The sequence below is a fragment of the Pedobacter alluvionis genome (assembly GCF_003664035.1).
Taxonomy (GTDB): Bacteria; Bacteroidota; Bacteroidia; order Sphingobacteriales; family Sphingobacteriaceae; genus Pedobacter; species Pedobacter alluvionis.
Genome location: NZ_RCCK01000011.1, coordinates 136,743 through 163,503 on the forward strand (window position 1 = coordinate 136,743; position 26,761 = coordinate 163,503).

Sequence of the window (26,761 nt, forward strand, 5' to 3'; positions counted from 1 at the left end):
AAAGGTTGTCAGCAAATGCTGGCAACCTTTTCTTCCTTACCCTAATACTATGCTAAACATTATCCCAAGCAAAATTACTTGCCTACTGATAACAATCTTGTGTCCTTTTTTGCTCTTTGCAGCCTGTAATAAAAGCAAAAACACAACTGATGTTCCTGATTTAACGATTAAAAAAAACCTTTCCGATATAGAATTATTAGATCTCGTGCAAAAACAGACCTTCCAATACTTTTGGGATGGTGCCGAACCAACCTCTGGCGCGGGCAGAGAGCGTTTCCATGTAGATAATATTTATCCGGAAAATGATAAAAACACAGTAGCTACAGGTGCAACAGGTTTTGGTTTAATGGCCATTTTAAGTGGGATTGACAGGAACTATGTAACCAAAAAAGAAGGATTAGACCGTTTGAATAAAATATTGGATTTCCTATCCAAAGCCGATCGATTCCATGGCGCATGGCCGCACTGGATAAATGGTGAAACAGGCAAAGTACGTCCATTCGGACAAAAAGACAATGGAGGTGATTTAGTGGAGACTTCATTTGTTGCGCAGGCGCTGATCTGTATCAACGAATATTATAAAAATGGTTCTGAACCCGAAAAAGCATTGGCAAAAAAAGCCGATGACCTTTGGAAGGGTATCGATTTTAATTGGTTCCGCAACGGACAAAACGTATTGTACTGGCATTGGTCGCCAGAGTACAACTGGGAAATGAACTTTCCGGTACAAGGCTATAACGAATGTTTAATCATGTACGTAATAGCAGCTTCCTCCCCTACCCATACCATACCTGCAGAAGTTTATCACGAAGGCTGGGCAAGAGGTGGTGCAATTAAGGCAAATTTCGACCTTTATGGACATCATATTCCATTAGATTATCAGGGTGCAAAAAATTCAGTGGGTCCTCTATTTTGGGCGCATTATTCCTATTTAGGTCTAAATCCTAAGGGATTAAAAGACCGTTATGCCGATTATTGGCAAAACAACGTAAACCAAACACTGGCCATACACGATTACTGTGTAGCCAATCCAAAGAAATTTAAAGGTTATGGCGAAAATAGCTGGGGTTTAACAGCAAGTTACTCGGTTAAAGGTTATGCCGCTCATAGCTTACAGGAAGATTACGGTGTAATTTCTCCAACCGCAGCCATATCATCTATCCCATATACCCCAAAAGAATCGATGAAGGTAATCAGACACCTTTATGAAAATTTAGGCGACAAAGTTTGGGGCAAATACGGCTTTTATGATGCCTTTTCAGAAACAGATAACTGGTATCCTAAAAGATACCTGGGCATTGATCAGGGTCCAATGGTAGTGATGATCGAAAACTATAGATCAGGACTGCTTTGGAAGCTATTTATGGGAAATAAAGATGTTCAAAATGGTTTAAAGAAACTGGATTTCCAGTTTCAGCCATAATATTGAGTTGTATATAAATGTTTAGCCACTATATATTTTAAATTAAATCTACAGAACCATGAAAAGAGTAATTTTAATACTAATCACAATGATTGGGATCACGTTTGTGAATTCAAGTTTCACAACACTCCCAAAGCACAAAGTGGCGGCAACAAAAAACAATAAGAAAGCAAAATTTAATACGGTAAACGTAACGGCTACAAATTCGACCAGCGATGGCGTACATGTAACACTTCAAAACACGACAAGTGGAGGTGCTTATTATTTTTTCATCCCACCAAATACACCAAACGGAGTTATTTTAGGACAAATCCCTGAGGGTTCTGACATTTATACTGTCGGCTTAACCTCAACAGGCGGTGCCCACAACATGTGGATTTACTGGGAACACAAATCTAATGTTACAGGATTGAGTGCAAGCGGAATGGCACTTGGCTGCCAAAGCTGTGCCCAGATTAAAATCTTTTAACTACCCCTTTACCTAATGGCTAAACATTTATTCAAAATATTTTTAATAATAACCCTGCTCTGCGGTAAGTTTACAGCTTCTGCACAGCAAAAAACCTATTGCAACCCCATCAACGTAGATTATGGTTATACGCCTTTCGAATCTTTTACCGAATGGGGAAAACACCGTGCCACTGCCGATCCGGTAATCGTAAATTATAAAGGTGATTTTTACCTGTTCAGTACGAACCAATGGGGTTACTGGCACAGCGCCGATATGCTGAACTGGAAATTCCATGAAAGAAAGTTTCTTCGCCCATGGAATAAAACCAAAGACGAACTCTGTGCACCTGGTGTAGGCATTATTGGCGATACCATGGTGGTTTTTGGTAGTACTTATACCAAAAACTTCACCTTATGGGGCAGTACTGACCCCAAAGGAAATAAATGGTTTCCATTGGTTGATTCTTTAGAAATTGGTGGCTGGGACCCATCTTTTTTTACCGATGATGATGGCAAGTTTTATATGTACAACGGAAGCAGCAATAACTACCCCATGTACGGTGTAGAATTAGATCGTAAAACTTTTCAACCAAAAGGCACCCGCACACCAATGTACCTGCTTGAAAGCTGGCGATATGGATGGCAGCGTTTTGGCGAATATATGGACAATACATTTCTTGATCCTTTTGCCGAAGGTGCCTGGATGACGAAACACAACGGTAAATATTATTTTCAATACGGGGCGCCCGGAACCGAGTTTAGTGGTTATTCTGACGGAGTAGTTGTTGGAACCAAACCTTTGTTTTATGATAGCCCATTCACCCCGCAATCTGATCCCTTAAGTTATAAAGGCGGAGGATTTTCACGTGGCGCAGGTCATGGCGCAACCTTTCAGGACAATAGCAAAAATTACTGGCACATTTCTACCAGCATTATCTGTGTAAAAAATACCTGGGAACGCCGAATGGGGATCTGGCCTACTGGTTTTGATCAAGACGATGTAATGTGGACGAATACTGCCTTTGGCGATTATCCACTTTATTTACCTGCTGAAAGAAAAGAAGGCGGTCCTGCTGGACCTGGCTGGATGCTCATTAATTATAAAAAACCAGTAACTGTTTCGTCTACTTTAGGAAGTTTTAATGCCAACAATGCGGTTGATGAAAGCATTAAAACCTACTGGAGTGCCAAAACAGCCAATAATGGCGAATGGATCCAGACTGATCTGGGTAGCCTTGCCACCGTTAATGCCATCCAGATTAATTATGCCGATCAGGATGCGGAATTTTTAGGAAAACAGACCGGAATTTACCATCAATATAAAATCCTATCCTCAACAGATGGCAAAAAGTGGAGCGTCTTGGTTGATAAAAGCCAGAATAAAACAGACGTTCCGCATGATTACATTGAACTCCGGAAACCAATAAAAACAAGGTTCATTAAAATGGTAAATATCCATATACCTACCGGAAAATTTGCCATTAGTGGTTTACGTGTTTTCGGAAATGGAAACGGTGAGAAACCGACAAAAGTGAAAAATCTGATCGTTTTAAGGACAGAAAAAGACAAACGCAGTGCCTACATTAAATGGGAACCTGTTGATAATGCCTTTGCCTATAACCTTTATTACGGTACCGCACCTGATAAACTGTACAACTGCATCATGATCCACGATTTTAACGAATACTGGTTTAAAGCAATGGACAGCCAGAAAGCTTATTATTTTTCTATCGAAGCGATAAATGAGAATGGTGTATCGGCAAAAACCGAGGTAAAGAAAGTTGATTAAAATAAATGATCACGCTCGTTTGTAAGGCGTGTGAAAATAGAGAATCGCTTTAAGCGATTAATGAAAACACGATAAAATCGTAAAGCTAATTAGGCTCTCGCTGGAAACGAGCGCCAGCTAAAAGTTGATTAATAAAGAATAAAACACATATATAATGAAGAGAGCGAATATCCTGGTTGTTTTTTTAACCCTGTTTGTACTGAACGGATCGGCACAGACCAAAAAGCCTGTTTCTGCAGAAGAGGCAAAGATGAACACCTTCATCAGCAACCTGATGGCGAAAATGACTGTTGATGAAAAAATTGGCCAGCTGAATTTGCCAAGTTCTGGCGATATTACAACGGGACAGGCCAACAGCAGCGACATTTCTAAAAAAATTAAAGCCGGACAAGTTGGTGGTTTATTCAACATTAAAGGAGTAGATAAGATCAAAGCGGTTCAAAAAATAGCGGTGGAAAACAGCCGTATGAAAATTCCATTGCTTTTCGGAATGGATGTTATCCATGGATACAATACCGTTTTCCCAATTCCTTTAGGCGTTAGCTGTATCTGGGATATGGCAACCGTGCAAAAATCAGCCCGTATAGCTGCCATAGAAGCGAGTGCAAGTGGTATCAACTGGACATTCTCTCCTATGGTCGACATTTCGAGAGATCCACGCTGGGGCCGCATTTCTGAAGGCAGCGGAGAAGATGCTTATTTAGGCTCGCAAATTGCCGCAGCAATGGTAAAAGGCTATCAGGGAAAACTCCAAGCCAATAACGAAATTTTAGCCTGTGTAAAACATTATGCACTTTACGGAGCAGCTGAAGCAGGTAGAGACTACAATACAACCGACATGAGCAAAGTACGTATGTACAACGAATATTTCCCGCCATACAAAGCCGCTGTTGATGCAGGAGCAGCCAGCATTATGGCTTCTTTTAACGAAGTTGATGGCATTCCAGCTACAGGAAGCAAATGGTTGATGACGGATGTTTTGCGTAACCAATGGGGCTTTAAAGGCTTTGTGGTAACCGATTATACCGGTATTCCAGAAATGATTGCGCATGGCATGGGCGATTTACAAACTGTTTCTGCCCTGGCTTTAAATGCAGGAGTTGATATGGATATGGTGGGTGAAGGTTTTTTGAGTACTTTAAAAAAATCTTTAGCTGAGAAAAAAGTAGGTATTGCTCAGATCGACAGGGCCTGTAGATTAGTACTTCAGGCAAAATACAAATTGGGTTTATTTACCGATCCTTATAAATTTTGTAATGCGGAAAGAGCAGAAAAAGAGGTTTTTAGTCCGGCTAACCGCCAGGTGGCACGCGAAGTTGCAACAGAAAGTTTTGTGCTGTTGAAAAATAACAACAACCTGCTTCCATTAAAAAAATCAGGTACTATTGGCTTAATCGGCCCGTTGGCAGATAATACAGCCAATATGTACGGCACCTGGAGTGTTGCTGCCCTTTTTGACAAGTCGGTAACAGTACTTCAAGGTTTAAAAAATGCCTTGGGAAATGATGCAAAAATATTAACCGCTCGCGGTGCCAATTTCCTGGCAGATTCTGCTATGGAGCAGCGTTATGTAAACATCCACAACCCAACATACAAACGTGATCCACGTACCGAAGCTGAAATGATTAAAGAAGCTTTAGAAGTGGCGAAAAAATCAGACGTTATTGTGGCTACTATTGGCGAAGGTTCTGAATTTACTGGCGAAAGTAGTAGTGTAACCGACATCCAGATTCCTGAAACACAGAAAAACCTTTTAAAAGCTTTGGCTAAAACAGGTAAACCAGTAGTATTGGTACTGTTTACAGGCCGTCCATTGGCATTGAATTGGGAACAGCAAAATATCCCTGCAATTTTAAATGTATGGTTCCCAGGTAGTGAAGCAGGAAATGCAATTGCTGATGTACTTTTTGGCGATGTTAATCCATCGGGTAAACTGAGTGCAACCTTCCCTCAAAATGTAGGTCAGGTACCATTATATTATGCACATAAAAACACTGGCCGACCGTTGGCAGAGGGTAAATGGTTCGAAAAATTCCGTTCCAATTATTTAGATGTAAGCAACGATCCTTTATATCCATTCGGTTTTGGCTTAAGTTATACTACATTTAGCTATAGCGATGTTAAATTGAGTTCAAATACCTTAACTAAAGGAAAATCGATCACGGCATCGGTTACTTTAAGCAATACAGGCAAATATGATGGCAAAGAAGTTGTTCAATTGTACATTCAGGATCTTGTTGGAAGTATAACCCGTCCGGTTAAAGAACTAAAAGGTTTCCAAAAAATTAATTTAAAAGCCGGAGAAAGTAAAACCGTTACTTTCAATATAACTGAGAACGACCTTAAATTTTACAATTCTGCGTTTAAATTCGTTGCAGAACCAGGTGATTTCAAGGTATTTATTGGTACAAATTCACGCGATGTAAAAGAAGCATCTTTTACGTTGAAATAAAGACAATTAGGTTTGGTTATAAACCCTGAGCTATTGTAAAGTAGCCAGGGTTTTCTATTTTTGTTGAATGAAATTATCATGAGTTACCAATCACACCCTATAAAAACAAGTGATGAGAACTTCATCACCACAATAAACAAATCGAACTTGCGAGCTCAGTAATACCAGACAAAACAATAAATAACTAATTAATAAATAAAACAGATGAAAAAGATTATTCTAACCATTTGCTTTCTTTTTTCTGTACTCTTTTTAAACGCTCAGGACTTAAAAAAATATGACAGGGGAAGCTTTATTAAGGGAAAGGATTCTATATACTACAGGATTTTATTTCCGGAAAATTTTAATCCCGAACAAAAATATCCTATCGTTTTCATTTTGCACGGAAGTGGAGAAAGAGGTAACGATAATGCCAGTCAACTGGTGCACGGTGGTAAATTGTTTTTAAAAAATGATGTCCGCAAGAACTTCCCCGCCATTGTAGTTTTTCCTCAATGTCCACAGAATGATTTTTGGGCCAATGCTAATTTTGGTCAAGATGCCAAAGGTAAAAGAAAAATCAGTTTTGTTGAAGGCGGTAAACCCACCAAAGTAATGCATGCGCTGCAGGGAATGGTTAAAGATTTTCTAAAAAAACCTTTTGTAAATAAAAACCAGGTTTATGTTGGAGGCTTATCAATGGGTGCAATGGGTACGTACGAGCTGTTAAGGAGAGAACGTCGTAAATTTGCCGCAGCCATCGCCATTTGTGGTGGCGATAATACCAATAACATTAAAAAATACCAGAAAACACCATTGTGGATCTTTCATGGTGCTAAAGATGACATTGTTGATCCGGCATTCTCAATTGCCATTGCTGAACGTTTAAAAACGGTTGGCGACGAGGTGAAATTTACGCTTTACCCTAACGCAAACCACAACAGCTGGGACAGTGCCTTTGCCGAACCGGAATTATTGCCCTGGTTGTTTTCACATAAGAGAAAGTAGGTTAAATTAAACCTCGCAGGTTTTAAAAACCTGCGAGGTCTAAACACCACAAAACCAAAAAAGGTCCCGATATAAAACCGGGACCTTTTCTGTACATATTCTAATTGATATTACTCAGCCATATTGTGGTAAACCGCCTGCACATCATCATCTTCCTCTAATTTATCAATCAATTTTAATACATCAGCAGCCTGCTCTTCTGTTACCTCATGGTGAGATAAAGCAATGCGCTCTAATTTTGAACTTTTTAACTCGATGCCTTTCTCTTCTAAAGCTTTTTGTAAAGAACCGAAGTTTTCAAATGCACCCTGTGCTACCGCAATATCATTCCCTTCTTCATCAGCCTCAACATAAAGTTCTTCTAAACCAGCATCAATTAGTTCGAATTCTAATTCTTCTAGGTCTAAACCTTCAGCAGGTACAAATCGGAAAACAGATTTGCGGTTAAAAACAAAGTCTAATGATCCGGTTTTGCCCAAAGAGCCGTCAGTTTTGTTAAAATAACTACGAACGTTTGCTACGGTACGATTGGTATTGTCGGTAGCTGTTTCAATTAAAACGGCAACACCATGTGGCGCATAACCTTCGTATACAATTTCCTCGTAATTGGCCATCGATTTATCAGATGCACGCTTAATTGCTGCCTCTACCCTATCTTTAGGCATGTTTACCGCTTTTGCATTTTGCATTGCTGTACGTAAACGGGAATTGGTTTCCGGATGAGGTCCAGATTCCTTAACCGCCATTACGATATCTTTACCAATACGCGTAAACTGAACCGCCATTTTGGCCCAACGCTTAAATTTTCTCTCTTTTCTAAATTCGAATGCTCTTCCCATTTTTTGAGTATGAAGTATTTTAGTATCGAGTATGGAGAATCGAGTATCAAGGCGATGTGTTAAACCTTATGCCTTATACCCTACACCTTCAACCTCTCTACTTATTTTTTTAAATTATTTAACATGTCAGTTGTCAGTTTCGATAAATCGAACTCTGGTTTCCATCCCCAGTCTTTTGCTGCGTAATTATCATCAATAGAACGTGGCCAGCTATTTGCAATTTGCTGACGGGGATCGTTAGCGCTGTAAGTTAGCGTAAAATCCGGAATATGTTTTCTGATTTCTGCTGCCAAAACCTCTGGCGTAAAACTTACCCCACCAAAATTATAACTGCTACGCACCGAAATCTGATCTGCAGGTGCATCCATCAGTTCAATTGTTCCGCGGATAGCATCATCCATATACATCATAGGTAATTCTGTTTCCGCATTTAAGAAACTCTGGTAACTGCCCTTTTTCAATGCATCGTGGAAAATGTGGATCGCATAATCTGTTGTACCACCACCCGGAGCAGCTTTCCAGCTAATTAATCCCGGATAACGGATACTACGCACATCCAAACCATATTTTTGATTGTAATATTCGCACCAGCGCTCACCTGCTAACTTGCTGATTCCATAAACGGTGTTTGGATCCATTACACAATATTGTGAAGTATTATCTTTTGGCGAATTTGGTCCAAATACCGCAATAGAACTCGGCCAATATACTTTTGCTGTTTTATATTCTAAAGCTAAATCTAAAACATTCAATAAACCGTTCATATTTAAATCCCATGCCAGCTTTGGATTTTGCTCACCTGTAGCTGATAATAAAGCTGCTAAGAGGTAAACCTGTGTTGGTCTGTACTTATGGAAAATGCCATTGATCATTTCTTTATCCAGTACATTCACAAATTCAAACGGTGCAGAGTTTTTGATATCATAATCCGGCCTGCGTATATCGCACGCAACAACATGATCATCACCATATATTTTACGTAACATGGTTACCAACTCGGTACCAATTTGCCCGTTAGAGCCTAAAACAACAATTTTTTCGTGCATATTTTTTTTGAGATTGAGCAAAGGTAAAAAAATGAGATAAAAGGCAATAAAATATTTATAGATAAGAAGGGGTTAATCGGTTAATTGTTTGAACTGGTTAATTGCAGACCAGGTTTATTAACTGTTGGATTGCTAAATTGTTAACTGCAAATTGCCAACTGAAAAACGTTGAGCATGGATTAATTGTTAAATTGTGAACTGTAAACTGACAACTGAAACCTGTGAACTACCGACTGAAACTTTCAACATTATTTTATACATTTACTACACGCTTATCGAATAACCAAATAATAAATGACTCACCCAGAGCCTGAAAAATCTAAAGATTTAATGAATCGCCTAAAGCTGGGCGATAAGCAGGCTTACGAAAAAATATATTTCACCTATAGTAATGAGCTATTATTAGCAGCCTACAAAAAAACAGGCGATAAGGTAATCGCTGAAGAACTGGTACAGAATATCTTCATCTCTCTTTGGGAAAAACGGCAGGAAGCACAGATCAGTAATCTCCAGGCCTATTTGTTCGGTGCATTGAAGTTAAGTGTAATCAACCACATCAGGAGCCTGGTGATGCAGAATAAATACATGGAGTACCAAACCCTGACCTATTCAGAAAACCATCAGGATACCGCGAATCTGGTCGATCTTCATGATCTTTCTTCCATTATCGAAAAAGGCATTAATTCGCTACCCGAAAAAACACAGGAGATCTTCAGAATGAGCCGTTATCAACACCAATCTACCAAAGATATTTCTACTGGTTTAAACATCTCCGAAAAGACGGTAGAATACCATATCACCCAATCTATTAAGAGGATAAAAGAATACATCAAAAATTTTTATATCTTTTTATAACTGATTATCAGACTTTTAAAGTTTATTTTCATTTTTATCACGCACAGCTTTAGGGTTTAGCTGCAGTTGTGTTACTTGTATAATATAAGGCCAAATATCTTTTTTATGAACCAGAAATCATTTTACGATTTACTAAGCCGTTATGAAAACGGAAATTGTACTGAAGCTGAAAAGCTTTGGGTAGACAAATGGTATCATAACTTAAATAACCAGAATTTTAAAGATTTATCCTCACCTGCACTCGAAGAAATGCAGGTGAATACCTGGCTTAACATCAATAACATTGAAAGCAAACCTACATCAGCGCTTAAGGTTAAAAGGCTTTGGCCAAAATTTGCTATTGCAGCATCTATTATCATTGCGTTTTTTATTGCCGGTTTATATTTAAGCAGTTACAACCACGCTGAGCAATCTTTTATCGATGAAAATGAAGGCTTAAACTTAATCAGCAAAACGAATGAGAGTGATAGCAGCCTGGTGGTATCACTCAGTGATGAAAGTACAGTAACACTTAAACCACAGGCGAACATTATTTATCCGAAGGTTTTTGCAGCTAACAAAAGAACGGTTTATTTAAAAGGAAGTGCATTTTTCTCGGTAAGTAAAAATCCTAAGCGCCCGTTTTATGTGTACAATCAAAAATTGGTTATTCGTGTTTTGGGTACCAGCTTCTGGGTAAAATCATCAACAGATAAACTTCCGGCTCAGGTTGCGGTAAGAACAGGAAAAGTTCAGGTAGCCGAAAATCAGAAAAGCTCACTCTTCACTTTCTATAAAGAAAAACTGGCTAAACCAATTCTGCTAACACCAAACCAAAAGGGCATTTTTGCCCACCATAAATTGAATAAAACATTAGTAAACAAGCCTATTCCGTTGGCAGAAGCCTATAACATACCCACAAGTTTAAGCTACAATTTTAAAGAAGAAAGCATTAAAGAAATTTTCAAAACCTTATCTGCAGCTTATGGGATAGAGATAAAATCTGACAATGAGCAGATTTCGGCCTATACTTTTACCGGAGATTTAAGCAAAAAAGGGCTATATGAGCAGCTCGACCTGATCTGCGGAACCATTTCAAGCAAATATTACATCCAGGGAACCAGCATTGTGGTTTCCAATAAAAACTAACCAAATATATAAACATGATGAAGAAAAACCACAACACCAACAGCCCATAGCCGCGGCTCCATTTTCCATAATATTTTTCTAAAAAACAAAGCCGACAATGTGGGGCATTGCCGGCGAGTTAAATACATCAGAAATGTATTCATGGTATTTCTATGTCCAATAAATCCAATCATTTAATGAACAATAACCAAATTTATGAAAAAAAATCAACTTATTTCGCTGGCGATATATGCAATGAGAGTTTCGATTTACCAAATACTTGCAATAATAATTTTTACTTGTGGTGCTTTTGCCAAAAATGTCGACGCCCAGGATTTTCTGAATAAATCAATTTCGATCAAAGCCGATCAAACAGATATTAAAACCATTATTGAAAAAACAGAACACTTAGCCAATGTTAAATTTGTTTACAGTCCGCAATTAATAAACTCCAACCGTAAAGTTTCTATTAATGTGGTCAATCAAAAGCTTAAATACTTTCTTGAGAATTCGCTAAAACGTTATGACGTGGGATATAGGATAGTTAAAGATCAGATTTTGCTCTATTCTATTCCCGCCAATAACAACCTCGAACTTTTAAAAGCTTTCGAAGGCATTGTAACCGGAAAAGTAACCGATAGCAAAGGTAATCCTATTCCAGGCGTTTCGGTTACCGTAAAAGGAAAATCAATCGGAACCACCACCGACGAAAATGGTGCTTTTGCTTTAAAAGGCCTAACTGTTGACAGTCGCGTATTGGTGGTGAGATATGTAGGTTTCATATCTAAAGAAGTTAACCTGTCTCCCGGCAATGCCGATGAAAACCTGAGCATCAGCCTATCAGAAGATAATCTACAATTGGAAAGTGTAATGGTAACCGGTGGTAATCCAAAGAAAAAATTAGAAAGCAGTGTGGCCTTAACCTCAGTGAGTAATAAAGATATCACCAACAGGGCGCCATTAAACAGCACCGATTTATTAAAAGCCATACCAGGTTTAACCGTAGAAAGTACGGGTGGCGATGGCCCAGGCAACGTTTGGGTAAGGGGCTTTCCACAACAGGGCGGTTATATTTTCTTAGGCATACAAGAAGATGGTTTACCGCTTTTACCTACAGGTTTCAATACCAACCCATCTATAGATCAGTATTATAAAACAGATTTAACCATTCAGAACATCGAAGCAATTAGAGGGGGAAATGCCTCAATTATTCAAGCCAATACGCCAGGTGCTGTAGTAAACAACATCAGTTACGTGGGCGCCGATAAACAATATGGCCAGTTTAAATTTACCACAGGTTTTTCACAAGGCTTATACCGTTTTGATGGGAATACCGGAGGAAAAATAAACAACCAGATCAAATACAATATCGGTGGTTTTTACCGTACCGATAATGGTGTGGTAGATCAGGGCTTTAATCCGGCCAACCAAGGTGGACAGATTAAAGGCAACATGACGTTTAATTTCAAAAACAATAAAGGCTTTTTCAGGGTGTATGGTAAATACCTGAATGATAAAGTTCAGTTCTTACTAACCAGTTATTACCCTTACGATGGTACCGGAAGACCAACTACTTACCGCGATTACAATATGGCAACGCAATCAATTACGCCAACTCAAACAGAATGGAGTTATAACGATCCGGCAGCAGGAAGCCATAATTTTAGTTTAACAGATGGAATCCATACCAAATTAGGGTCGGGAGGTTTCCAATTCAACTACCTAACAGATAATGGCTGGCAGATTGTTAACAATTTCCGTTATCAAAATACCCATACCAACTCTACCTATACTGCCCCTGCAGGAATTGTAGCTAGAACAGCAGCAACACCTTATTATTACCCTGGCGGTTCAGTAGCTCCTTTCGTAGCGGGAGATTACGTAATTACCTCTAATGCACAAGGACAAATTAATAGCGATGTTCAGATTGTTGATTATCTGGATTTAAGAAAGAAAATAAAAAACCACAGTCTTAGCATTGGATTGGGTATCCACCAGTATAACCGGGATGATTTACGTTATGCTTTCCGTTCACTTACTGAATTTAAAGAACACCCAAGCATTTTATTACAATCGCCAACAGCAGCAGAGCGCACGATCCAAACTAAAAACACTTTTATTGGTGATACCAGAACCCTTTCAGTTTATGCAGGAGACGAGATTACAATATCCGAAAAATGGCGTTTAGATATTGGTGCCAGAATTGACAATCAGAATGTTAAAGGCGACCGACCTTATTATGCACAAAATGCAGATGGATCAGTAAATACGACTGCGAGTGCAACCCCTACAATTTTAGGCTACACACACTATAACGAAACCTTAACCAATTGGGCAGCTTCAGTAGGTGCAAACTACAAAATAAACACCACTTCAAGCATTTTTGCAAGGGCTACAAAAGCTTACAATGCACCAAACATTGGCGATTATAATGCATCCGCCTATAACGCAGCAAACATTAAAAAACGTCCGGTTTATTTGGGTGAAGTAGGTTTTAAATATGCCAAAAACAACCTGGCTATTTTTGCATCAGGAAGTTATTCTGCAATTAAAAACACATCGTTAACGATTAATGTTCCAACAGTTGCCTCGGGTTTACAGGCATTGGTAGCCTTTGGGTCTACACGTACCTGGAGTGCCGAATATGAAGTTTCGTACAAAATTGGCAAGCCACTAAGCTTGCGTTTAACCGGAACACTGCAAGACTCTAAATACACCGATTACGAAGCAAACACAAGTGGCAACGCTGCTGTTGCGGCAGAATTTGGAAACAGAATTTACAGTTTCACAGGCAATAGAACCGAACGTGTTCCTGTACTCAATACTGAACTTGGTGCCAACTATGACTATAAAAACTTTAACCTGTACATAGCAGCTAATTATGTTGGCAGTCGCTTTACCTCCCCTAGTGGCAGTTACGAACTTCCATCCTATGTGGTAATGAAAGCTGGTGCAGGTTATAACTTTACTAAAAAGATTTCAATAAGATTCTGGGCAGACAACCTGTTAAATGCAAAAGTGCTGACAGAGGGCGATGTTCGTGGAGATCAGTTCAGAGATTTCTCAACCGTAACCCCTGGTCAATTAATGATTGGCAGAACTTTACTTCAACGTACCTTCTGGGGATCATTAGCTTATTCATTCTAACAAATAAAACCGGAGTTCAAGCTCCGGTTTTTTTATTCTAAAACATCATGACAACAAGAAGATCATTTTTACAAAAAGTAAGCTTTGCCGGGGCAGCAGCTTTTTTAAGTCCATCCGTTATTACAACAGCTTTAGCACAATCAGCGAAGGTTTCAAAAATCGGAATTGGTCTTTTCACCCTACGCGAACAATTAACGGCAGATGTAAAGGCCACTATTGAACAGGTAGCTAAAATCGGCTATAAGCAAGTTGAAACCTATTACGGCTATCCGGGTAAATATGAAGTAAAAGGGTTCTGGGGACTGGAAGCCAAAGATTTCAATGCATTATTAAAAGCCAACGGCCTCTCCTCTCCCAGCGGACATTATAACGTAACGGAGTTTTTATCCTCTGGCGACGATAAAGTATTAAAATCGCACATCGAAACCGCAGCCACTGTTAACCAGAAATATTTTGTTATCCCTGCCTTACCGACCGATATCAGGGCCAATGGAACATTGGACGATTATAAACGCATGGCTGCAAAATTTAACCAGGCAGCCGAACTTTGCCAAAAATCAGGCTTAAAATTGGCCTACCACAACCATAACTTCGAATTTAAAGATCAGGGAAATGGGGTTACAGGTTACGAAACCTTGCTTACAGAAACCGACGCCAATATGGTAGGTTTTGAACTCGATATCTTTTGGGCAGTAAATGCAGGTTTAAACCCGGTTGATATGTTCAAGAAAAATCCGGGCCGTTATAAAATGTTTCATGTTAAGGATATGGACAAAGCAGATAAAGCCGTTTTCGTAGAAGTGGGGTCTGGCAGGATCGATTTCAAAAGCATTTTTGCCGCATCAAAATTGGCTGGTGTAGATTATATTTTTACTGAACAGGACATCATTAAAAAGGAACCCTACGAGAGCATTACTGAAAGTTATAATTACATTAAAAAAAATCTGCTTTAGTCCAATTTTATCCTTAAAAATCTATGTTTTTGAATATATTAGTAAATAATATGTAAGCCTATACTAAATGTATTTTTTACACCAAGTAAATTTGAGATAAAAACATGGTTTAAACAGCAAATAAGCTGCAAAAATATTATTATTTGGAATAATTCTACACAGTAACAATCCTATTGCCAACTGATAATTTAACTTAAAAATTTATTGTTTACGCTATATTTTTTCTAATATTACTAATTGAACACATAAATAACCAAAATATAAAATCATAAAGACGATGCACAGAAGAGAAGCACTCAAAAACGTTGCATTTTTGCTGGGAGGAGCAATCTCAGCAAGTACAATGGGCGTGTTATTTGAAAGTTTTACACTCCCCGAAAATGAAAAAAACTTCGTAAGCTATTCACTTGAAGACGAAAAGATCTTTGCAGAATTTGCTGATGTTATTGTTCCGACAACCAAATCATCTGCAGGTGCCAAAGCCGCAGGTTTAGGTAAGTTTATTCCAATGATGATGAAAGATTGTTACCCTGCCACCATGCAAACCTCCTTTGCACAAGGCTTTAAAGATCTTCAGGCAAAATCAATGAAAGATTTCGGAAAAAGCTATGTCACTTTAACACCAGCAGACCGCAAAAAGTTAATGATCGATTTGAGAGCAATCGCACTTGCACAAAAAGATGGCAAATCAGAAGAGAACAAAGATTTAGCTTACTTTTTTATCACTGCAAGAGATTTAACCTTACTCGGTTACTATTCTTCAGAAATTGGTTGTACCAAAGCGAGGGAATATGTCCTTATTCCGGGCCGATATGATGGCAATGCGCCTTTAAAACCTGGACAAAGATCCTGGGCAACCTAATTTCTAACAACAACTACAAAACATCATGAATTTAAATACCAATTTAAAAGCAGAAAATACTTACGATGCTATCGTGATAGGATCGGGGATTAGTGGCGGCTGGGCTGCAAAAGAACTTACTGAGAAGGGATTGCGCGTATTGATGCTCGAAAGGGGAATGAACATCGAGCACATCACCGGTTACGAAACGGCAATGAAAAATCCATGGGATTTTAAACATGCCGGTAAACTTACCGAAGAGCAAAAACGTACCCACCCGGTACAAAAAAGAGATTACCCTTACCAGGAAGCAAACGAAAAATGGTGGGTAAACGACCTAGAATGCCCTTATACCGAAGATAAACGTTTCGATTGGTACCGCGGTTTCCACGTTGGTGGAAAATCGTTAATGTGGGGCCGCCAGAGTTACCGTTTTAGCGATCATAACTTTGAGGATAACAAAAAAGATGGTCACGGAAATGACTGGCCAATCCGGTACGCCGAACTTTCTCCCTGGTACGATTATGCAGAACGATTTGCTGGCATCAGTGGTTCTAAAGAAAACTGGCCTACCTGCCCGGATGGCGAGTTCTTACCCCCAATGGATTTAAACATTGTCGAAAAATCGGTAAAGGCCCGCGTTGAAGAACATTATAAAAAAGAACGTATCATCATGATTGGCCGGGTTGCCAATCTTACTGTTCCGCACAAAGGCCGTGGCAATTGCCAGTATAGAAATTTATGTAGCCGTGGTTGTCCCTTTGGTGCATATTTCAGTACGCAGTCTTCTACCCTACCTGCGGCAATGGCAACAAAAAGATTAACGGTTAGACCATACTCCATCGTAAATCATATCATTTACGATAAAGATACCAAAAAGGCAAAAGGTGTAATGGTAATCGATGCCGAAACTAATAAAACAATGGAATTTTATGCAAAAATCGTTTTTGTTAACGGTTCTACATTAGGTTCTACATTCGTGCTGTTAAACTCAACATCCGAAGCCCATCCAAATGGATTAGGTAATGGAAGTGGTCAGTTAGGTCATAACCTAATGGATCATCATTTCCGTTGCGGAGCATCTGGAGAAGCGGAAGGTTTTGATGATAAATACACCTATGGACGCCGTGCAAACGGGATTTATGTACCTAGATATCAGAATGTTGGTAACGACAAACGTGATTACCTACGTGGTTTCGGTTATCAGGGTGGTGCAAGCCGATCAAACTGGCAAGATGATGTTGCAGAACTTTCATTTGGTTCAGGACTTAAAGAAAAAATGACCAAACCAGGTAAGTGGACCATGGGCTTAGGTGGTTTTGGAGAAATGTTGCCTTACTACGAAAACAGGGTTTATATAGATAAAACCAAAAAAGATAAATGGGGTCAACCTGTATTGGCCATTGATTGCGAATACAAGGAAAACGAGAAAAAGATGCGTGTGGATATGATGAATGATGCGGCTGAAATGTTAGAAGCATCAGGTATGAAAAATGTTAAAACCTACGACGGTGGCTGTTATCCAGGTATGGCTATTCATGAACAGGGAACAGCGAGGATGGGTAACGATCCAAAAACTTCGGTATTGAACAAATGGAACCAGATGCACGAAGTAAATAACGTTTTCGTAACTGACGGATCTTGTATGCCATCAATTGCGTGCCAAAATCCTTCATTAACATTTATGGCATTAACTGCGCGCGCTGCAGATTATGCAGTAAAAGAATTAAAGAAAAAGAATATCTAGAAAGGTTTAAGGTAAAAAGGTTTAAGGTGTAGGACTTAGTGTCTCTATGCCTTAAACCTTTAGCCTTTACCCCATACCTGAAAAATGAAAAGAAAATTAAGAATGGGCATGATAGGCGGCGGAAAAGACGCCTTTATCGGTGCCGTACACCGTTTAGCTGCCAATATGGACGGCCTGATCGAATTATCTGCCGGAGCTTTAAGTGTAAATCCTGAAATTGGATACGAATCTGGAAAAATACTTTTTCTTCCCGATAACAGGATCTACACTAATTACGAAGAAATGCTGACCAAAGAAAGTGAATTGCCAGCAGACGAAAGAATTGATTTTGTGACCATTGTTACTCCAAACTTTGCCCACTTTGCTCCTGCAATGATGGCCCTGGATAAAGGCTTTAACGTCGTGATTGAAAAACCGATGACTTTGACTTTAGAAGAAGCTAAACAGCTGCAGGCTAAAGTAGAAGAAACCGGACTAACTCTTTGTTTAACACATACTTACTCTGGATATCCGATGGTTAAGCAGGCCAAACAAATGGTAAACGAAGGCGAATTGGGTGCCATCCGTAAAATTATTGTAGAATACCCTCAGGGTTGGTTAAGTACACTTTCTGAGCGCGAAGGCAATGCACAAGCAGCCTGGCGTACCGACCCATCTAAAACCGGAAAAAGCGGTTGCATGGGCGATATAGGTACACATGCAGCGCACCTTGCCGAATACATTTCGGGATTAAAAATCACTAAAATTTGTGCTGATTTAAATATTGTAGTGCCTGGAAGAGCCATTGATGATGACGGTAACGTATTGTTGAAGTTTGATAATGGAGCTAACGGCGTATTGGTGGCCTCACAAATTGCTGCTGGCGAGGAAAATGCACTAAAAATCAGGGTTTATGGTGAAAAAGGTGGCTTAGAATGGCACCAGATGGAACCAAATACACTAATTGTAAGGTGGTTAAATGCGCCTGCCCAGATTTACAGAACAGGTAACGGCTATATGGGTAGTTTTGCGAAACACAATACCCGTACTCCAGGCGGTCACCCTGAAGGTTATTTAGAAGCATTTGCCAACATTTATAAAAACTTTGCACTTACTGTAAATGCAAAATTAAATAATGAACAACCTACAGCAGAAATGCTTGATTTCCCTGGCACTTCAGATGGAGTCAGAGGAATGGCATTTATCGAAAATGTGGTGGCTTCAGGCCAATCAGATCAAAAATGGTTCGACTATAAAATATAATAACCCGGCATGACAACGATAAAAGGACCAGCAGTATTTTTAGCACAATTTATAAGCGACGAAGCTCCGTTCAATTCACTTGACAGCATTTGCAAATGGGCTGCAGATTTAGGATTCAAAGGCATCCAGATGCCAACACTTGATGCTCGTTTTATTGATCTTAAACAAGCGGCAGAAAGCAAAACCTATGCTGATGAATTAAAAGGCAAAATTGCAACTTATGGTTTAGAAATTACTGAACTTTCTACACACTTACAAGGACAATTGGTGGCAGTTCACCCTGCTTACGATGACTTGTTTGATGCTTTTGCACCAAAAGAAGTACACAAAAATCCAAAAGCCAGGACAGAATGGGCAGTACAGCAGATGAAATATGCTGCCAAAGCATCACAAAATCTGGGCTTAAATGCACATGCTACTTTTAGCGGTTCATTATTGTGGCAGTATTTCCACCCTTGGCCACAACGTCCGGCTGGATTGGTTGAAGAAGGTTTCGCTGAATTGGCAAAACGCTGGACACCGATCTTAAACGAATTTGACCAATGTGGGGTTGATGTTTGCTACGAAATACACCCTGGAGAAGATTTATTTGATGGCGAAACTTATGAAATGTTCCTCGCTGCGGTAAATAATCATCCTCGGGCATGCTTATTGTATGATCCATCTCACTTTGTGTTGCAACAATTGGATTACATTCAATACATCGATTTTTACCACGAACGCATCAAAGCCTTCCATGTAAAAGATGCAGAATTTAACCCTACAGGCAAACAAGGTACTTTTGGTGGATACCAGAGTTGGGCAAACCGAGCCGGACGTTACCGCTCACCTGGTGATGGACAAGTTGATTTTAAAACCATTTTTAGTAAATTAGCCCAATATGATTTTAAAGGTTGGGCCGTTATGGAATGGGAATGCTGTATTAAAAACCAGCAAGATGGTGCCCGCGAAGGCGCAGAGTTTATCAAAAAAAATATCATTAACGTAACTGATAAAGCATTTGATGATTTTGCGGCATCAGGTAGTGACAGCGCTTTCAATAAAAGAATATTAGGATTATAAGAATAACAACACACACAACACGAAACCTGCATAGGCAACAACGAATAAAATATTAACGCCTATGCAAATTTGAATGCAATAAAACACACACAACATGAAAAAAACATTTTTAATTTTAGGCGCTGTAGTCATTTTTATGGCGTCGTTTTCAAAAGCCGATTTAGCGAAAGAGAAAACCGTGGTTGCAACGGCAACAACAACAAATCATGCTACTTTTCAATCAAATCCAGGTGAAAAACTGATCAATAAATCAGATTGTCTAGGTTGCCACAACAAGACCAACAAAATTATTGGCCCTGCTTACGTAGAGATCGCAAAAAAATATCCTGCTACAGAAAAAAACATCAATATGTTAGCGGATAAGATTATTAAAGGTGGAACCGGGGTTTGGGGCAATATGCCAATGACCGCTCATGCTACTCTTAAAAAAGACGACGCAAAATTAATGGTAAAGTATATTTTATCTTTAAAGAAAAAATAGTCGAATTCCGTTAGCAAATCGATTTACTAAATATGAAAACAGAGCAAGAAAATAAAAACACGAGTAACCGTCGTGATTTTATTAAAACTTCAGCAATCGCTGCAGCAGCCTTTATGATCGTTCCACGCCATGTTTTGGGCGGAACAGGTTATTTAGCACCGAGCGATCGCTTATTAGTTGCCGGCATTGGTGTTGGCGGAAAAGGTCAAAGCGATTTAGATATGTTTTACAAAAGTGGAAAAGCAGATATCGCTTTTCTGTGTGATGTAGACGATCGCCGTGCAGCCAATAGTGTAAAAGCTTTCCCTAAAGCAAAATATTATAAAGATTGGCGCGAGATGTTGGATAAAGAACATAAAAACTTCGACGCTGTCTCTGTTTCTACTCCAGACCATAACCATGCCATCCAGGCTTTAGCAGCAATGCAGTTGGGCAAACATGTTTACGTTCAAAAACCTTTAACACACGATATTTATGAAGCGCGGATTCTAACCGCAGCTGCAAAAAAATATAAAGTGGTTACCCAAATGGGTAATCAAGGCGCATCAAACGACGGTCCGCGCCAGATGAAAGAATGGTACGAAGCTGGTTTAATCGGCGACGTACATACGGTTTATGCCTGGACTAACCGCCCGGTTTGGCCTCAAGGTATTCCCTGGCCGAGCAAAAAAGCAGAAATCCCTAAAGAATTAGACTGGAATTTATGGCTGGGAACGGCTCCTGAAAAGGATTATGTTGATAAATTGGTTCCATTTAACTGGCGTGGCTGGTGGGATTACGGAACCGGTGCTTTGGGCGATATGGGTTGCCACTTAATTGAAGCTCCGTTTAGTGTATTAAATTTAAAATATGCTAAAGAAGTTGAAGCAAGTGTGGGTTCTGTTTATGTTGATGAATTTAAGCGCGGTTATTTCCCTGAAAGCTGTCCTCCATCAAGTCATGTTACCTTAAAATTCCCGAAAACGAATAAAACCAAAGGTGATGTTACTTTACATTGGATGGATGGTGGTATCCAGCCAGAACGCCCGGAAGAATTAGAAGCAAACGAAACTTTTGGTGATGGCGGTAACGGTACCCTGTTTATTGGAACAAAAGGTAAAATGATGTCGGAAACGTATAGTGCGAATCCAAAATTATTGCCTTTAAGTAAAAACAAAGACATTAAAGTTGCACCAAAATATGCACGCGTACCAGATGGTGCAAACGGGCACTACAAACAGTGGGTTGAAGCAGCAATTGCCGGTTATGGCAAACAGGAAGTGAGCTCGCCTTTTGAAATTGCAGGTCCGTTAACAGAAGCTTTATTGATGGCCAACCTGGCAATCAGAAGTTTCGATATCCAAAAAACGGTAAATGATAAGATTACTTATCCAGGCAGGTACACCAAAATGTTATGGGATAATGATAACATGAAAGTGACCAATTTTGATGAAGCCAACCAGTTTGTAAAACGCGAATACCGTAAAGGCTGGAACAATTTAACTCTTTAATTATCACAAACCTCGCAGGTAAAAAAACCTGCGAGGTTTTATTCAAAAAAAATGAAAAAAATCTTTCTTTCTGCTTTTATCATATTAGCAGTTACGCAAATATCAAAAGCACAAAAAGGCTTTAAACCACTGTTCGATGGTAAAACTACAACAGGCTGGCATACCTACAACAAAACTACTGTTGGTAGTGGTTGGCAAGTTCAGGATGGTGCATTGCACTTAGATTTAGCTAAAAAAGGCGCTGATGGCGGTGGCGATTTAGTTACAGACAAAGAATATGGCGACTTCCATTTAAAATATGAATGGAAAGTGGCTCCAAAAGCAAATAGCGGTCTGATTTTTTATGTTCATGAAGAACCTAAATACCATGCTACCTATTCTACAGGTTTAGAAATGCAGGTTATTGATAACGATGGCCACCCGGATGGAAAAATTACTAAACACCGTGCTGGTGATTTGTACGACCTGGTAAAAAGTTCATCAGAACCGGTTAAAGCAGTTGGCGAATGGAACAAAGCAGAGATCATTAGCAAAAAGGGTAAATTAACTTTAATTTTAAATGGTGTTGAAGTAGTAAAAACCACCCTTTGGGATGATAACTGGAAAAAAATTGTTGCAGGCAGTAAATTTGCAACATGGGAAAACTGGGGAACCTTTAAAACCGGTAAAATTGCCCTGCAAGATCACGGAGATGAAGTTTGGTACAAAAACATCTCTATAAAAGAACTATAAAAATGGAAAATGTAAGAGAGGAAATGTATAATGTGAATGACAAAATCCCTCTTACTAAATCCAGTTAAAATATTATAAAATTGTAAGATGAGTTACTGGGATACGTTTCCATCATCCCTCTTACCTTAACCATTTTACATAATTACTAGCCAAATGAATAGCACTACTCGCTTTAAACTTTCTGCCATGATGTTCCTTGAATTTTTTATCTGGGGCGCATGGTTTGTAACTTTAGGAGCTTTCTTAAACAATAACCTAAAGGCAACCAATTCCGAAATTGGTTCCGTATTTTCAACACAATCCTGGGGCGCTATTATTGCTCCATTTATAATTGGCCTTATCGCCGACAGGTATTTTAACGCTGAAAGAATTTTAGGTGTTCTGCATATCATTGGTGCTATTTTAATGTACCAGATGTATAGTGCGCCTGATGTAAGTGTTTTCTACCCTTACGTTTTAGCTTACATGATTTTGTTCATGCCAACCCTTGCATTGGTAAATTCGGTTTCTTTTAACCAAATGAAAGATGCCGAAAAAGAATTCGCAAACATCAGGGTATTCGGTACAATCGGCTGGATAATCGCTGGTTTATTGATCAGTTTTGCCTTCCATTGGGATTCTCCGGAAGGAATTCAGGCAGGATTATTGAAAAGTACCTTTTTAATGGCTGGCATCGCCTCTTTGGTATTGGGATTATTTAGTTTTACTTTGCCTGCAACTCCTCCAAAGGTTGCCAAAGATGAAAAAATAAAACTACGCGACATTTTAGGATTGGACGCATTGAAATTATTAAAAGATAAAAACTTTGCTGTTTTCTTTATTTCTTCTATCCTGATCTGTATCCCATTAGCCTTTTATTATCAAAATGCAGGCCTTTTCCTGGCTGATATCAAAGTTTCCAATCCAACAGGTAAAATGGCCATTGGTCAGGTTTCTGAAGCATTATTTTTATTAGCTATTCCTGTTTTCTTTTCAAAATACGGCTTTAAGAAAACAATTATAGTCGGTATGCTGGCATGGGCGGTACGTTATGTACTGTTTGCTTATGGTAATGCTGGCAACTTAAGCTTTATGCTGATTATAGGAATTGCGCTACATGGCGTTTGCTACGATTTCTTTTTTGTTTCCGGTCAGATTTATACCAACTCAAAAGCGGGAGAAAAATTTAAAAGCGCAGCGCAGGGTATTATTACCCTAGCAACTTATGGCGTAGGTATGTTGATCGGCTTTAGGGTTGCGGGATTAATTACAGATATGTATAAAACCGGAGAGGTAACCGATTGGAAAATGGTTTGGATTATACCAGCAGGAATTGCAGCTGCAGTTTTCTTATTATTCGCCTTACTGTTCAATGATAAAACTAAATCTGAAACAGAAGCTAAAGCAGTTTAACATGGCATCAAACGTAAATAGAAGAAATGCTTTAAAGAACATCATCGCAGGAACTGCTGCAATTGGTGTTTCTTCAGGATTTTCAGCATTAGCAATGGACAAACCAGAATCAAACGAGCCACTTAGGCTAAAAGGAAATATCAACCATGCCGTATGTCGCTGGTGTTTTAGTAGTTTTGATGTAGAAGCACTTTGCATTGAGGCAAAAAAAATAGGTATTAAAGGGATTGATCTGGTGGGTCCGCAAGATTGGCCTACCTTAAAAAAACACGGTTTAGAATCGACCATGTGCAATGGTGCCGAAATTAATCTGGTAGATGGTTTTAACGACGAAAAATTCCACGAAAAATTAATTCAAAATTATACCGCAATGATTCCGCTTGTTGCAGAAGCTGGTTATAAAAACCTGATTTGCTTTAGTGGAAACCGTCGTGGCAAAGATGACGAAACAGGCTGGAACAATTGCGTTAAAGGATTAAAACAGTTAATCCCATTGGCCGAAAAGCACAATGTGGTATTGGTAATGGAGTTGTTAAACAGCAAGGTTAACCATAAAGATTACCAATGCGATAGAACATCATGGGGAGCTGAACTTTGCAAACGCTTAGGATCTGAAAACTTCAAGTTGTTATATGATATTTACCATATGCAGATTGATGAGGGTGATGTGATCAGGAACATCAGAGATTACCATCAGTACATTGCCCACTACCACACTGCTGGTGTTCCGGGCAGAAACGAAATTGATGATACACAGGAACTGTATTACCCTGCCATAATGAAAGCCATTGCCGAAACCGGCTTTAAAGGTTTCGTTGCACAAGAATTTATACCCAAAAATGCTGATAAAATGGCCTCCTTAAAAAAGGCGATCTCAATTTGCGACATTTAAAAATATACCTATGATATCAAGAAGAAGTTTTATACTCAATAGTAGTATGGCTGCAGCGGCAGCACTTTTGGCTCCATCGTTCGCTTTTGCTGCCGATAAAAAAGCAGTAGGCTTACAATTATATTCTTTAAGAGACGAATTGCCTAAAGATGTAAAGGGAACCATTGCCAAAGTGGCAAAAGCTGGCTTCAAAGAAGTTGAAACCTATGGTTTTTCTATAAAAGATCAATTTTGGGGATTAACGCCTAAAGAATTTAAAGCGTTATTGGATGCAAATGGCTTAAAAGCACCAAGCGGCCATTACGGTTTGGGCACTTATCTGACTGATGGAAATACTACAGAACTTAAAGCGGCAATTGCAGCAGCAAAAGTACTTAAGAGCGAATATGTAACCATTCCATGGTTAGACGAAAGCATCAGAAAAAATGCTGATGACTATAAGAAAATCGCAGCCAGGATTAACGAAGCTGGAAAATTAACAAAAGCAGCTGGCATCAGATTAGCTTATCATAACCACAACTTCGAATTCGAAAAACAAGGTAATACTACCGGTTACGAAATCCTGTTGAAGGGAACAGATAAAAAATTGGTTGATTTCGAACTTGATTTATACTGGGTAGTACGCTCAGGTAACGATCCGATTAAATTATTCAAAGAAAATCCGGGCCGTTTTACCATGTGGCATGTTAAAGATATGGATAAAGCCAATCCAGCCTTAAATGCTGAAGTGGGAACGGGTTCTATCAACTTCAAACCGATTTTTGCCCAGGCAAAACTTTCTGGCATGAAACATTTCTTCGTAGAGCACGAAACCAACTACAAACCAAATCCAATGGCATCTGTTGCAGCAAGTTGTGCATTCATTAAAAAAGAAATTATTTAATCTATTAGGCAATGAATTCAAGAAGGACATTCTTAAAGCAAGCAGGATTAGCTGCCGGAGCGGCATTATTAATTCCATCATTTGCTTTTGATAAAGCAAGTAAAAATGTTGGTCTGCAATTGTACACCCTACGCGATGAGTTGCCAAAAGATGTAAAAGGCGTTATCGAAAAAGTAGCAAAGGCCGGATACAAAGAAGTTGAAACCTATGGTTTTGCCAATGGAAAATTTTGGGGCTTGACGCCTAAAGAATTTAAAGCCTTACTTGATGCGAATGGCTTAAAAGCACCAAGTGGTCATTACCAGATGGATGATTTTGTAAAAACAGGAAATACCGATAGATTAAAAGCAGATATCGAATCATCAGCTGCAATTGGTGGCAAATATTTCACAATTGCCGGCGCACACGTTGATATGAGCAAAGGTGCTGATGGTTTTAAAAAAACCGCTAGTGATTTTAACAAGGTAGCTGAAATTGCTAAAGCTTCGGGATTAAAATTCGCCTACCACAACCATGATTTTGAGTTTAAAAATTTGGGTGATACCACAGGCTATGATATATACCTGAGCGAGACAGACAAAAATTTAGTCAATTTCGAAATGGATTTATACTGGGTAGTACGCTCAGGTAATGATCCATTAGCATTATTTAAAAAATACCCTGGCCGTTTCCCAATGTGGCACGTAAAGGATATGGACAAAGCCAAACCTGAATTAAATACAGAGGTAGGTAAAGGATCAATTGATTTTAAAAGCATTTTTGCCCAGGCAAAACTTTCAGGCATGCAACATTTCTTTGTAGAGCACGAAACCAATTACCAGCCAGATCCAATTGGCTCGATCAAAACAAGCTGCGATTATATCAAAGCCAATTTGATTTAGATTTATCCGAGCCCCGCAGGTTTTTAAAATCTGCGGGGTTTAACACACGCTTGTCGTCCTCTCGACTGAA

22 protein-coding genes are annotated in these 26,761 nt (G+C 39.2%); 20 read left to right on the forward strand and 2 right to left on the reverse strand.

All coding sequences use genetic code 11. The annotated features are described in order from the left end of the window. Nucleotides 1–49 precede the first annotated feature (49 nt). The 5 genes from BCL90_RS08365 to BCL90_RS08385 all read left to right on the forward strand — a co-directional run bounded on the left by BCL90_RS08365 (nucleotide 50) and on the right by BCL90_RS08385 (nucleotide 7,101). On the forward strand, nucleotides 50–1,423 hold the full coding sequence (locus BCL90_RS08365; protein WP_121283584.1) for a glucoamylase family protein: 1,374 nt from the start codon (nucleotides 50–52) through the stop codon (nucleotides 1,421–1,423). 58 nt (nucleotides 1,424–1,481) lie between these two features. Then, nucleotides 1,482–1,892: a hypothetical protein gene (locus BCL90_RS08370; protein ID WP_134380480.1), complete on the forward strand. Its 411-nt coding sequence runs from the start codon at nucleotides 1,482–1,484 to the stop codon at nucleotides 1,890–1,892. Between the two features lie 15 nt (nucleotides 1,893–1,907). Beyond that, nucleotides 1,908–3,662: a discoidin domain-containing protein gene (locus tag BCL90_RS08375; RefSeq protein WP_208529799.1), complete on the forward strand. Its 1,755-nt coding sequence runs from the start codon at nucleotides 1,908–1,910 to the stop codon at nucleotides 3,660–3,662. Nucleotides 3,663–3,816: 154 nt separating this feature from the next. Then, entirely contained in the window at nucleotides 3,817–6,114 is a 2,298-nt protein-coding gene (bglX, locus tag BCL90_RS08380) for a beta-glucosidase BglX (RefSeq protein WP_121283586.1), read from the forward strand. Between the two features lie 204 nt (nucleotides 6,115–6,318). After that, entirely contained in the window at nucleotides 6,319–7,101 is a 783-nt protein-coding gene (locus tag BCL90_RS08385; protein WP_121283587.1) for a carboxylesterase family protein, read from the forward strand. 110 nt (nucleotides 7,102–7,211) lie between these two features. Here the strand turns inward: BCL90_RS08385 and BCL90_RS08390 are convergent, their stop codons facing one another. Both BCL90_RS08390 and BCL90_RS08395 read right to left on the reverse strand, forming a co-directional pair. Next, nucleotides 7,212–7,940, reverse strand: a complete 729-nt coding sequence (locus BCL90_RS08390) for a YebC/PmpR family DNA-binding transcriptional regulator (RefSeq protein ID WP_029274031.1) — start codon at nucleotides 7,938–7,940, stop codon at nucleotides 7,212–7,214. Between the two features lie 101 nt (nucleotides 7,941–8,041). Continuing rightward, on the reverse strand, nucleotides 8,042–8,986 hold the full coding sequence (locus BCL90_RS08395) for an NAD-dependent epimerase/dehydratase family protein (RefSeq protein ID WP_121283588.1): 945 nt from the start codon (nucleotides 8,984–8,986) through the stop codon (nucleotides 8,042–8,044). Between the two features lie 294 nt (nucleotides 8,987–9,280). Between BCL90_RS08395 and BCL90_RS08400 the strand changes: the two genes are divergently transcribed. The 15 genes from BCL90_RS08400 (at nucleotide 9,281) to BCL90_RS08470 (ending at nucleotide 26,691) form a co-directional block, all read left to right on the forward strand. Beyond that, nucleotides 9,281–9,841, forward strand: a complete 561-nt coding sequence (locus BCL90_RS08400) for an RNA polymerase sigma-70 factor (RefSeq protein ID WP_121283589.1) — start codon at nucleotides 9,281–9,283, stop codon at nucleotides 9,839–9,841. A gap of 105 nt (nucleotides 9,842–9,946) precedes the next feature. Beyond that, nucleotides 9,947–10,969 carry a FecR family protein gene (locus BCL90_RS08405; RefSeq protein ID WP_121283590.1) on the forward strand — a complete coding sequence of 341 codons (1,023 nt, stop codon included), beginning with the start codon at nucleotides 9,947–9,949 and terminating at the stop codon, nucleotides 10,967–10,969. Nucleotides 10,970–11,164: 195 nt separating this feature from the next. Beyond that, nucleotides 11,165–14,095, forward strand: a complete 2,931-nt coding sequence (locus BCL90_RS08410; RefSeq protein ID WP_121283591.1) for a TonB-dependent receptor domain-containing protein — start codon at nucleotides 11,165–11,167, stop codon at nucleotides 14,093–14,095. Between the two features lie 47 nt (nucleotides 14,096–14,142). Further along, a complete protein-coding gene (locus tag BCL90_RS08415; protein ID WP_121283592.1) occupies nucleotides 14,143–15,048 on the forward strand; it encodes a sugar phosphate isomerase/epimerase family protein in 906 nt (301 codons plus the stop codon). Between the two features lie 277 nt (nucleotides 15,049–15,325). Next, complete coding sequence (locus BCL90_RS08420) at nucleotides 15,326–15,910, forward strand: gluconate 2-dehydrogenase subunit 3 family protein (RefSeq protein WP_121283593.1); 585 nt, start codon at nucleotides 15,326–15,328, stop codon at nucleotides 15,908–15,910. A gap of 25 nt (nucleotides 15,911–15,935) precedes the next feature. Then, entirely contained in the window at nucleotides 15,936–17,636 is a 1,701-nt protein-coding gene (locus BCL90_RS08425; RefSeq protein ID WP_208529798.1) for a GMC oxidoreductase, read from the forward strand. A gap of 84 nt (nucleotides 17,637–17,720) precedes the next feature. Continuing rightward, entirely contained in the window at nucleotides 17,721–18,878 is a 1,158-nt protein-coding gene (locus BCL90_RS08430; RefSeq protein ID WP_121283595.1) for a Gfo/Idh/MocA family protein, read from the forward strand. Between the two features lie 9 nt (nucleotides 18,879–18,887). Continuing rightward, the gene (locus tag BCL90_RS08435; RefSeq protein ID WP_121283596.1) at nucleotides 18,888–19,940 is read left to right on the forward strand and encodes a sugar phosphate isomerase/epimerase family protein; all 1,053 of its coding nucleotides are present in this window, start codon (nucleotides 18,888–18,890) and stop codon (nucleotides 19,938–19,940) included. A 94-nt stretch (nucleotides 19,941–20,034) separates the two neighbouring features. Beyond that, on the forward strand, nucleotides 20,035–20,421 hold the full coding sequence (locus BCL90_RS08440; protein ID WP_121283597.1) for a c-type cytochrome: 387 nt from the start codon (nucleotides 20,035–20,037) through the stop codon (nucleotides 20,419–20,421). Between the two features lie 32 nt (nucleotides 20,422–20,453). After that, nucleotides 20,454–21,911: a Gfo/Idh/MocA family protein gene (locus BCL90_RS08445; protein WP_121283598.1), complete on the forward strand. Its 1,458-nt coding sequence runs from the start codon at nucleotides 20,454–20,456 to the stop codon at nucleotides 21,909–21,911. A 51-nt stretch (nucleotides 21,912–21,962) separates the two neighbouring features. Further along, complete coding sequence (locus tag BCL90_RS08450; RefSeq protein WP_121283599.1) at nucleotides 21,963–22,643, forward strand: 3-keto-disaccharide hydrolase; 681 nt, start codon at nucleotides 21,963–21,965, stop codon at nucleotides 22,641–22,643. A gap of 153 nt (nucleotides 22,644–22,796) precedes the next feature. Further along, on the forward strand, nucleotides 22,797–24,035 hold the full coding sequence (locus BCL90_RS08455) for a nucleoside permease (RefSeq protein ID WP_121283600.1): 1,239 nt from the start codon (nucleotides 22,797–22,799) through the stop codon (nucleotides 24,033–24,035). A gap of 1 nt (nucleotide 24,036) precedes the next feature. Continuing rightward, entirely contained in the window at nucleotides 24,037–24,927 is an 891-nt protein-coding gene (locus tag BCL90_RS08460; protein ID WP_121284564.1) for a hydroxypyruvate isomerase family protein, read from the forward strand. 10 nt (nucleotides 24,928–24,937) lie between these two features. Continuing rightward, nucleotides 24,938–25,810, forward strand: coding sequence for a sugar phosphate isomerase/epimerase family protein (locus tag BCL90_RS08465; RefSeq protein WP_121283601.1), 873 nt, complete (start codon nucleotides 24,938–24,940; stop codon nucleotides 25,808–25,810). Nucleotides 25,811–25,821: 11 nt separating this feature from the next. Continuing rightward, a complete protein-coding gene (locus BCL90_RS08470) occupies nucleotides 25,822–26,691 on the forward strand; it encodes a sugar phosphate isomerase/epimerase family protein (protein ID WP_121283602.1) in 870 nt (289 codons plus the stop codon). Nucleotides 26,692–26,761 lie beyond the last annotated feature (70 nt).

Coding starts and splice junctions, on each gene's coding strand:
- BCL90_RS08430 (WP_121283595.1), top strand. CDS start 17,721: ATGAAAAGAAAATTAAGAATGGGCATGATAGGCGGCGGAAAAGACGCC.
- BCL90_RS08470 (WP_121283602.1), top strand. CDS start 25,822: ATGAATTCAAGAAGGACATTCTTAAAGCAAGCAGGATTAGCTGCCGGA.
- BCL90_RS08400 (WP_121283589.1), top strand. CDS start 9,281: ATGACTCACCCAGAGCCTGAAAAATCTAAAGATTTAATGAATCGCCTA.
- BCL90_RS08425 (WP_208529798.1), top strand. CDS start 15,936: ATGAATTTAAATACCAATTTAAAAGCAGAAAATACTTACGATGCTATC.
- BCL90_RS08435 (WP_121283596.1), top strand. CDS start 18,888: ATGACAACGATAAAAGGACCAGCAGTATTTTTAGCACAATTTATAAGC.
- BCL90_RS08375 (WP_208529799.1), top strand. CDS start 1,908: ATGGCTAAACATTTATTCAAAATATTTTTAATAATAACCCTGCTCTGC.
- BCL90_RS08365 (WP_121283584.1), top strand. CDS start 50: ATGCTAAACATTATCCCAAGCAAAATTACTTGCCTACTGATAACAATC.
- BCL90_RS08385 (WP_121283587.1), top strand. CDS start 6,319: ATGAAAAAGATTATTCTAACCATTTGCTTTCTTTTTTCTGTACTCTTT.
- BCL90_RS08395 (WP_121283588.1), bottom strand. CDS start 8,986: ATGCACGAAAAAATTGTTGTTTTAGGCTCTAACGGGCAAATTGGTACC.
- BCL90_RS08370 (WP_134380480.1), top strand. CDS start 1,482: ATGAAAAGAGTAATTTTAATACTAATCACAATGATTGGGATCACGTTT.
- BCL90_RS08465 (WP_121283601.1), top strand. CDS start 24,938: ATGATATCAAGAAGAAGTTTTATACTCAATAGTAGTATGGCTGCAGCG.
- BCL90_RS08415 (WP_121283592.1), top strand. CDS start 14,143: ATGACAACAAGAAGATCATTTTTACAAAAAGTAAGCTTTGCCGGGGCA.
- BCL90_RS08445 (WP_121283598.1), top strand. CDS start 20,454: ATGAAAACAGAGCAAGAAAATAAAAACACGAGTAACCGTCGTGATTTT.
- bglX (WP_121283586.1), top strand. CDS start 3,817: ATGAAGAGAGCGAATATCCTGGTTGTTTTTTTAACCCTGTTTGTACTG.
- BCL90_RS08450 (WP_121283599.1), top strand. CDS start 21,963: ATGAAAAAAATCTTTCTTTCTGCTTTTATCATATTAGCAGTTACGCAA.
- BCL90_RS08405 (WP_121283590.1), top strand. CDS start 9,947: ATGAACCAGAAATCATTTTACGATTTACTAAGCCGTTATGAAAACGGA.
- BCL90_RS08440 (WP_121283597.1), top strand. CDS start 20,035: ATGAAAAAAACATTTTTAATTTTAGGCGCTGTAGTCATTTTTATGGCG.
- BCL90_RS08455 (WP_121283600.1), top strand. CDS start 22,797: ATGAATAGCACTACTCGCTTTAAACTTTCTGCCATGATGTTCCTTGAA.
- BCL90_RS08460 (WP_121284564.1), top strand. CDS start 24,037: ATGGCATCAAACGTAAATAGAAGAAATGCTTTAAAGAACATCATCGCA.
- BCL90_RS08390 (WP_029274031.1), bottom strand. CDS start 7,940: ATGGGAAGAGCATTCGAATTTAGAAAAGAGAGAAAATTTAAGCGTTGG.
- BCL90_RS08420 (WP_121283593.1), top strand. CDS start 15,326: ATGCACAGAAGAGAAGCACTCAAAAACGTTGCATTTTTGCTGGGAGGA.
- BCL90_RS08410 (WP_121283591.1), top strand. CDS start 11,165: ATGAAAAAAAATCAACTTATTTCGCTGGCGATATATGCAATGAGAGTT.